This is a genomic window from Aeribacillus sp. JST-2 (genome assembly GCF_056032925.1).
The window spans coordinates 1-2438 of the sequence record NZ_JBVVUU010000086.1 but is presented as its reverse complement, the minus strand read 5'-3'; the positions used below and the strand labels follow the sequence as shown (position 1 = coordinate 2438).

Below are 2438 nucleotides of genomic sequence, written 5' to 3'. Positions count from 1 at the left end.
TCATTGACACTATGGTTCTATTGTAAGTGGGGAATTTTATTCCGGCTATATTGGGGATTTTATCATCGGCTTTAACACTTCTGCATTTTGCAATTTGAATCACCTCTCTTTATTACATCTAACTTAGAATTTAGTCAATGGAACCGGATCTTTACAGATTCTCGATTAACAGCAGCGTTAGTGGACAGGCTAATTCATCACGCCCATATCATCTCTTTTCATGGCGAGAGCTATAGACTGTCCCACGCATTGTCGAAAAGGAATTAAATGGGTGGCAAACCTCTGCATTTTTAATTGCATTTCTCTGCACTTTTCTATTGCAAAATACATTATATGACTCTAAATTATTAATATTTTTATTATAATTTTGTCATTTCTTCAATAACAAAGAGTAGAAATAGTCAGTATAATGAAATTAGAGAGGGGAATATGTATGTTTAAAGCTACTCATCCTGTCACTTGAGGAGGCTTTCGAACAAAACACATAAGTCCAGCAATGAAATAAAAGATACCAGGAATAATACCAATCCCCGCTGTAATAATTGCAACCAAGACAGCTGTCACAATGAAGATAGTACCAGCTCCTTTTGGGCGTTTATTCCCTTTAATCGTGAAAATTGCTATAATACCTAATATGATCGCAAGAATGGATGCGATTATAAACATTGTTCCCCCTGTGCTCATTATCTTAACCACTGTTTCCAAATCATCCGCCCCATTGCTTGAAAATTCTTTAAGAAATTCTTCGTTATTTCGTAGAAAGAACATAAGCCCACCTAAAGCTATCACTAGTCCGTACGACAAAATCCCTAAAATAGCCAATATTACCTCTACTATTCTTTTCATTGATACTTTATCTCCCTTACTATTTACAAAATGTTATCCAACAAGTTACTAAAAATGCTACTCAACACTACAATAGAATATGTTATATAAAATACGTGAAGATCATGAATACAAGCATTGACATCATATCAAGGTTTACCGATTTGAACCTAAATTATTTTATATGCTAATATCCCTTTTTTGAAAAAAGGTAAATGTTATCAACAAGAATATAGTGTAGTACACCGCCAAAATGATTAAGGACATTGGCAATGTTACGTCTTGGAGTATTTTTTCTTGTAGAGCATAAACTGTTAGATCCAAGTGTGGAAAGATTAAAAATTTTGCCCAGGTATATTTTTCTGCTAATAACACAATCATACCGCCAATAGTTGAGGATAGGAACAAAACAAATATTCCGATACCCACGGCCAATGCTTGGCTTTTAAACAAGGTAGATAACATGAAAGCAATCGTTATGATAATCAATAGACTTGGAATATAATACATGACCTTTAAAAAGAATTGTGTCCCCACAACAGCTAACTTTTGTTGGCCATCAAGAGTGGTTTCAAAGATTTTTGCGTTAAAATCCCCGCTCCCGAAAAGAATCAAGCCTACAATATATCCTGATATAATAAGAACAATCAATAACACTATAGAATAGAGTAATACTGAGATATACTTAGACAGAAGGATGACCCATCTTTGATGGGGTCTAATTAATAGCTGTTTGATTGTCCCTTCGGCAAATTCTGATGATACACTTGCACTGCCTACAATAACTGCAAACAGAGTGACCAACATTGTCATGCCTATCACAGTTCCATTCATAAAATGCCAATTACTTACTGCATTTGGATTTATATTTTCATCAAGATAGCGTTGCTTTTGCTCTATTTGCTCCATAATCCATTCCTTATCTTCATTTGGAGCAGCTTCCAAATCCTTTTTTAATTGGTTCAATTCGGTTTGAGTTTCCTCGCGCCAATTATCGCTCGGTTCCCCATATATTTTTTGTTGAATGATGCCTCCAATGACTCCAGCTAAAATCAGAATCAAGATGTATATCCAACTAGCCTTTTTCGCAAAAATCTTCACCATCTCATTTTTAATTAGAGAAAACACTAGTCTTTACCCTCCTACTTACCTTTGCCGGTTAATTCTAAGAAACGATCCTCAAGCGTTGTAGTTACTAGATTGATTCTATATACATTGACATTATTCTTCACTAATAGCTGATTAACTACTGCAATTGTCTCTTTGTCTATGTTAATTGAAAACTGTTGGTCACCTACTATTTTTAATTCATCGGTCAACTTATTTTCTTGGAGAAGCTGAACTGCTGTTTCTACATCACTAACCTCAAACACCACATTTTGTAATGATTGATCTTGTTCATTATGTAAGTCCATAGAAGAAACATGAATTAGTTTTCCTTGTTTAATAATGGCAAATCGGTCACACATTAATTGCATTTCTGCTATTTAGCCCCTAAATGAACTTGGACAATAAGAGTAAAAAATAATATACTGCTTAATGTACCAAGGAGGCTAAACAACATGACACGAACCAAACACTCCAAGGAGTTTAAATTACAAGTCATCAAAGAG

The 2438-nt window shown here is 34.5% G+C and carries 3 protein-coding genes and 1 pseudogene; 1 reads left to right on the top strand and 3 read right to left on the bottom strand.

The genetic code is table 11. The features are described from left to right. Positions 1–105 precede the first annotated feature (105 nt). Positions 106–267: pseudogene (locus AC0KTX_RS16600) on the top strand (ATP-binding protein); the annotation flags it as partial. A gap of 180 nt (positions 268–447) precedes the next feature. Here AC0KTX_RS16600 and AC0KTX_RS16595 read toward each other — a convergent pair. The 3 genes from AC0KTX_RS16595 to AC0KTX_RS16585 all read right to left on the bottom strand — a co-directional run bounded on the left by AC0KTX_RS16595 (position 448) and on the right by AC0KTX_RS16585 (position 2303). Continuing rightward, positions 448–846 (bottom strand): DUF4064 domain-containing protein, encoded by a 399-nt coding sequence (locus tag AC0KTX_RS16595; protein WP_339198518.1) that lies wholly within the window; start codon positions 844–846, stop codon positions 448–450. Positions 847–1005: 159 nt separating this feature from the next. Next, positions 1006–1953 carry an ABC transporter permease gene (locus tag AC0KTX_RS16590; RefSeq protein WP_474253149.1) on the bottom strand — a complete coding sequence of 316 codons (948 nt, stop codon included), beginning with the start codon at positions 1951–1953 and terminating at the stop codon, positions 1006–1008. Between the two features lie 14 nt (positions 1954–1967). Beyond that, complete coding sequence (locus AC0KTX_RS16585) at positions 1968–2303, bottom strand: hypothetical protein (protein WP_474253148.1); 336 nt, start codon at positions 2301–2303, stop codon at positions 1968–1970. Between the last annotated feature and the right edge of the window lie 135 nt (positions 2304–2438).